The 6132-nt window shown below is 56.8% G+C and carries 5 protein-coding genes; 1 reads left to right on the top strand and 4 read right to left on the bottom strand.

Going from position 1 to position 6132, the window contains the following annotated elements:
- Positions 1-84: 84 nt before the first annotated feature.
- The 4 genes from VMU57_RS04625 to VMU57_RS22970 are packed head-to-tail and all read right to left on the bottom strand — an operon-like array spanning position 85 to position 3791.
- Positions 85-1224, bottom strand: coding sequence for a site-specific integrase (locus VMU57_RS04625; protein WP_325381273.1), 1140 nt, complete (start codon positions 1222-1224; stop codon positions 85-87).
- On the bottom strand, positions 1221-2267 hold the full coding sequence (locus VMU57_RS04620) for a tyrosine-type recombinase/integrase (RefSeq protein WP_325381271.1): 1047 nt from the start codon (positions 2265-2267) through the stop codon (positions 1221-1223). Before VMU57_RS04620 ends, VMU57_RS04625 begins: the two co-directional genes overlap by 4 nt.
- A complete protein-coding gene (locus tag VMU57_RS04615) occupies positions 2264-3292 on the bottom strand; it encodes a CHC2 zinc finger domain-containing protein (protein ID WP_325381269.1) in 1029 nt (342 codons plus the stop codon). The genes VMU57_RS04620 and VMU57_RS04615 overlap by 4 nt, the downstream gene beginning before the upstream one ends.
- 43 nt (positions 3293-3335) lie before the next feature.
- The gene (locus tag VMU57_RS22970; protein WP_414648605.1) at positions 3336-3791 is read right to left on the bottom strand and encodes a DUF6431 domain-containing protein; all 456 of its coding nucleotides are present in this window, start codon (positions 3789-3791) and stop codon (positions 3336-3338) included.
- A gap of 1061 nt (positions 3792-4852) precedes the next feature.
- On the opposite strand from VMU57_RS22970, the gene VMU57_RS04610 reads away from it, so the two are divergent.
- The gene (locus tag VMU57_RS04610; protein WP_325381265.1) at positions 4853-5830 is read left to right on the top strand and encodes an NAD-dependent epimerase/dehydratase family protein; all 978 of its coding nucleotides are present in this window, start codon (positions 4853-4855) and stop codon (positions 5828-5830) included.
- Positions 5831-6132 lie beyond the last annotated feature (302 nt).

The raw sequence follows: 6132 nt of genomic DNA, 5'->3' as shown, positions 1-6132 counted from the left end.
ACAAATGATCGTCAGAATGGAGCCGCATCGTTTTCTCGACGAGCGATAAATCGCCATAACCGGCCAATCTCTGCCCATTTTCATTCAGGTGGTGCGAAGTTTGCGTATTTCGGCGAGGATCTTGGTGAGTCGGTTTGAGAGTCGGTCGAGGTGAGAGCGAGAGTCACCGCATGGTAGTGAGCGGCGGAAGATCACCAGCGCATGTTGGGTGACGAGCAAGGAGTCAATGAGGCCGTCAAAGCCAGTTCGTTGAATCGCAAATGATGCTTTGGGTTGCGGAGCCAGATGTTTTGGTTTGGAGCGAGCCAGTTGAAACTCACGCTGGAGATCGGTCAAGGCGACATCGACATAGCGCATGGTCATGTCGGGATTTTTGTGGCCGAGTAACTTCATCAGGACGGGGAAGCTTACACCGGAGCGCAACATTTCCGTGGCATAGGTATGCCTGAATTGGTGTGGGACGATGCTTGTTGAGAGGCCGAGAGCATGACAGACCAGATGCAGGTAATCGCGGAGTTGAACAACGAGAGCTATTTTGCTTCCTGGACGAGCCAGCAGCCGACCGTCGGGAGGCAGCGGATCAAGGAAACGGAAGAATCGAAGCCGTTGGACGAGGATAGACGCAGCAGGATCGATGGGGACCATGCGTTCAGTTTTGAGTTTGCCGAGCGGCACATGGATGGCCCATTGATCCGGACCGATGGAGCGAAGACAATCGAAGGACAAGTCCGCACACTCTCCGATGCGCATACCGGTGTGGCGGAGCAACAAGAAGACATTTCCGCCCAGATCGTTGCGGAGCAGGAACTCCTGCTGCAAGAACTGGTCCTGCTCTGCGGTGAGCGGTCGTGGCAAACTCTGCGGTGTGCGCGGAATATCCTCGTCTCGGACCAGACGAGCGAGTTCCGCACGTTGGCTTGTCCAGGCCAGTTCGCTGAAGATGGAGCGCAGAGCGATGAGTCGGCCGATGCAGGTTACGATCGCCAGGGGTGGTGTTTGCGCACGCATGCGGGAGATCCATTCGAGGATGTGAGGATCGCGGCGCAGCTGATCGAGGCTAGTAACGTCTGGGTACTCGGCGGCCAAATAAACGAGGAAGTTTCGCACCGTAATGTTGTAATTACGTTTGCTGGAAGGTGTGAGTGCGGTACAGATGGACTCAACAGCGCGTTCAAATGCCGGCGCCAGAGGATGCTGGAGTGGAGGACGGCGCCAGCGCTTCATGAGGCGCTCCTGATCATAGGTCGGATGCACTGCGCCGCGGCGCGGGCATACTGAAGGTAAACGTCCTGCGGAGAGACTTGCACATAGTGCAGTGTGGTTTCGATGTCGGAGTGTCCCATCAGCTTCATCAACGCGGGCAGGCTGATACCGGCACGCACCATATCCGAGGCGAAGGTGTGCCTGAACCGGTGGGGATTTGCCAGCTGAATGCCGGTGGTCTGGCGATGGTAGCGGAACAGAGAGCGCAGTCCTGCGGGCGTCATGCGAATGCCGCGCGCTGGTCCTTTGAGCACGACGAACAGCGCGGCAGAGCAGGGATTTGGTCTTTCTAGTCGCAGATAGTGATCGATCAGTTGAGTGGTTTCCGGCGCCAGAGGGAGGTAGCGCAGCTTGCTGCCCTTGCCACGCACACGGAGTTGGCCTTCGGAGAGCAACACGTCTTCCGGGTTCATAGCCAGCACTTCGGCGGAGCGAAGTCCTTGCATGAGCATCAGGCCCACGATGGCTAGATCGCGCGCGTTGTGGAAGCTGGACCAGAAGCGCGCTACTTCATCGACCGAGAGGGGGACGATGTTGAGCCTTGGTTCCTTTATGCGCAGCCTGCTTAACTCGAACCTCGGACGGCCCAGGCCCATTGGCCTGCGATGCAGGAAGGGCTGATGAAAGCCGTGCGCCACCTGACATGGCGCGTCGGGGAACTCGTTGCGGATGGCACGATCGGCGGTAGCGACACGGTCGTTGATGGTGGAAGCGGAAAGCGGAGGCTGCCGACTGGACTGGAAGCGCAAGTAATCAAACAGGGTCGATTCGGTAAGATCCGCCGGGGATATATCGCACGTGTGGTGAACGCTCTCCCACCAGCGCACGAAGTACAACAGGCTGTGCGCGTAGCTATATAGAGTCTTGTCGGCAAGGCGGCGGACATACTCGCGGTCCAGGAATCGATTGATCCAGGCTACGCCTTGACCGGTGTCTTGCTCGACTACATGAATCGGGCTGTGTGCGCTCGATGGTGTCTTCTGACGAATCACGCGAAACTTCATGGCTGAGCTGCCTCCAACAGAGACTGGAACTGCGGCGCATTCCCGCCCTGAACGAAGAAAGAGTTGGGATCGTGGCCTTGTGGCAGGAGGACGCGGCGGGCGGCGATGCCGTGCGCGCTGAGACGCAGAGCCAGTTGAACGGCGGCCTGCTGGCCGCTCTGGTTGGCATCGACGTCGAAAGTGAGATAGACAGTGCGCGGGCCTTCGCACAGTTCCAGAAACTGGTCCTTGTTGAGATGGGTTCCCAGCGAACAGGTGACGTTGTAAAAGCCCGCCTGCCGCAATACGGCATAGTCGAACAGGCCCTCGACGAGAATCACCTCGAGGCAATGGCGGACCTTTTCCCATGCGTAAAGGCCGCCCTTGGTGCCGGGCAGAAATCGATGCGCGAAGGCAGCGCCGATACTGCGGCCATAGAGGTTGACGATGTGTTCGCCTTGGCGCAACGGAAAGACGATGCGCTGATAGAGAGCGTCGGATCCGTTCACGTTGAGCAGGCCAGCTTGCCGCAGCAGTTCGAAGGAATAGCCCTGTGTCGTGAGATGACGGCGCAGACTTCCGCCGGGCGCGTAGCCGATCTCGAGTTCACTGATCAGGGTGCGATCATGCAGTCCGCGCCGGTTGAGATAGCTGAGTGCCTCGGGGTAGTTATCGAGTTGCTTCTGATAGAAAACAGCTGCCTGCTCCAGCACCGCGACAGGGTCGGCTTCTGGAGTGGTCTGTGAATCCAGACATGCGAGGCTCTGGCGAAAGGATAGGCGGCGGGATAGCTGGAGGAAACGAATCAGATCGCCGCCCTGGCCGCAGCCGTGGCAGTAGAAAACATCTTTGCGCGGGTTGACGTAGAACGAGGCCCGGGTCTCGTCGTGCAATGGGCAGAGTCCGACCAACTCCGAACGGCCTGCAGGCCGGGAGGCCCAATTATGTTGCCGCAGATAGTCCAATAGCGGCATCCGCCGCCTGAGTTTTTCGACGTCTTCGCCCACAACGCTCTTTTTCGCCTCCGGAGTCCAGCGTAGGAGCAAATCGCCGGCAATCCAAGGCAAGGATGGTGGGTGAAATGCTTTTTCAGAGACGCAAGGGCCAGAGGTTTTGCAAAACAGGTGTTATCCACGTCGGTGGTACCGCTTCGTCAAGACCCTGACGACCGCGGTACAGCCAATAAGCTGCGCGGGAAACGGCCTGGCGTAGAAAGGAAATTGCAGGCTGAGAACAGTCCAGGCCGCTCGCCCAGCGCCGGACAGTGGAGGGATCGGGCAGACGGTCAGGATCCTTGAGCTTCGGTAGTGCTTTTTCCCACGGACAGTGCTCCACAAAGCGCCGCTGCAATGCCTGACTGCGCGCCAGTAGGCTGTAATGTGTGTACGGGAGAGAGAACACCGGAAGAAACGTGAAGGTCAGCCCGCAAACAGCGCAGCGACCGCGATGGATCCAAATCCAGTCGTGATACTCGTCGTGCGCCTGCTTAAGGCGGCGGCCATGACCAATGATCGAATCTCGTTCACAAAACGGGCACCAGCGTATGATGGTCTCGTCGCAGTGTTCCGCCCAGTCGGTGGCAACCTTGTCCGGCGAGACGGAAACTGTGATGAAGTAGATCGTACCTCACAGGGGTTCCGCTCCTGCCTTCGACCCGCGAAGATCCTGGCTGGAAGCGGAGCCCCGCCTCCTGAAGAAAAATCCAACTGAAAGAAAATATACCTTCCTACCTACAGACCGCAGGGCATGAATCAAATTATTGGCCGGTTATCTCCGCCGAGTCATTCATTGAAGCATTGCTGCCGTATTGTAGGTTGATCTAAAATTTGTGGCCGTGCCTTAAGGTCAGCATATCCGCTGGACCTTAAAGGATCGGAAACCGCTGCCATCTCGATGTTGCCCGGATTGTCAAGAAGACTTCGGATCAATTCGACATTCGATTTCCAGCGAGCCGCTCATTCATCTCATGTCTGATCGCTTCCGAGGCGGTTCAATCCGCGTCCCCGACATTCCTGCTTTCCCAAGGACACTCGACATATCCCGATCAGAGAATGGCTCTGTTTAGCAGCAGATTGCAGCACGCGGAGAATCCTCTCCTGTGTCCTTCAGGAGCAAAACACGCTCATTTTGCGGGGATATTGGAGGATTGTTGGCTATTATTTACAGATTCAAAGAGACCTAAGACTGTATGGTGGACCAAGTCGAGAGCGAACTATTCTCCACCGCCGAATCCCGTCAACAAACCCAATTTGGGTCCAATCTCCCATGGCCGGCTATGCGGACAGAATGTGTCAATGAGCGCATTAGCGATTTGGCACCAATCCATTTGGGTTGGAGAAAGTATAACTATTCGTAGTTGCCGAAAACCCCGTATTGCGGGAACGTCGTTAATCATTCCCCGCTGAGCCCTCGTATCGCCATTTGAAGTCGGCTTCAACCCAGCGGTCAGCGGATCGCTGAACACTGGCCGACTTCGCAGGACTGATTCGCGATCGGAACGCGCCTAAGTCCAGCGGGTTCGCGCCATCGCTACTTTGAAAATTGACATTCGATTCCAAGCCGATTCGAATCTTCTATGATTGTCGTAGAAGAGGCAAAGGTAGATTATGGCTCGTATCGTTGTCATTGGCGGAAGTGGACATGTGGGAACCTATCTTCTGCCTGCTCTGGTGGAGCGCGGACATGAGGTTGTAAATGTCAGCCGTGGCACGGCATCACCGTATCGGGAGCACGCGGCATGGAAGGCCATCGAGCAAGTTGCCGTAGACCGCAAGGCTGAAGAGGCGGAAGGCAGGTTTGGGGAAAGGATCGCGGACCTGAACGCCGACATTGTCGTGGACATGATCTCGTTCGAACTCGAAGGAGCGCAGCAGCTGGTCGAAGCCCTATGCGGCAAGGTCGAACACTATCTGTTTTGCAGCTCCATTTGGGTGTACGGGCATGCAACCACTGTTCCATCGGTAGAAACCGACCCCACGAACGCCATTGACGCCTATGGAGTTAACAAGGCAAAGGTTGAACGGTGGCTTCTACAGCAGGCTCGCAGAGACGGTTTCCCTGCGACGACTTTCCGTCCAGGTCACATCGTCGGCGAGGGCTGGGTGCCTATCAATCCGCAAGCTAATGTGAACCCCGACGTTTTCTCCCAGATCGCGCGCGGCGAAGAACTTGCCTTGCCGAACCTTGGGCTGGAGATGGTGCATCACGTACATGCCGATGATGTCGCGCAATGGATCATCTGCGCGATCGAGCAAAGGGCAGCCTCCATCGGAGAAGTATTCAATACCGTGTCGGCACAAGCGCTAACGCTGCGCGGCTACGCCGAGGCGATGTACCGCTGGTTCGAGCAGGAGCCCCGACTGTCTTTTGCGCCCTTTGATCAGTGGAAGCTTGGCCTAACCGAAAGTGATGCTCAGGCCTCATGGGGGCACGTCATGCGTAGTTCCTGTGTTTCCATCGAGAAGAGCCGACAGCGCCTCGGGTATCAACCGCGATTTTCTAGCCTTGAGTCGATACAGCAATCAGTTAAGGCGCTAATCGCTTCCGGTCGGGTCACCGTGCCGAAAGCACCGATGAAAGCATAGAGGCCGCATTACTCCTCATAAACGCCGCAGGGACTTGTAATCCCGCCCGGGGCGTTCTTCGATTTACGTGAAATCGCCATTTGCGCGAACCGCGCGGCTAGTGGGCGTCTGCTACTGGCGGCCGAACTGCCTGCAAAGTCGGCTTTTCGGCAACTACAATCGTGAGTCATTGAGAACAGGCCTTAGCACGTTTCCAGAAATGGGCTGGGAATCTATACAGGATTAGTGCCCGAAAACCTCATATCGCTAGGAGCGGCTTTGGCTAATGCTAAATTCGTGCCTCATGGAGCGGCACCATGGTG

The sequence above is a fragment of the Edaphobacter sp. genome, assembly GCF_035532915.1.
Classification (GTDB): Bacteria; Acidobacteriota; Terriglobia; order Terriglobales; family Acidobacteriaceae; genus Edaphobacter.
Note: the sequence above shows the minus strand (reverse complement) of the source record. Positions and strands in the feature narration are given on the sequence as shown.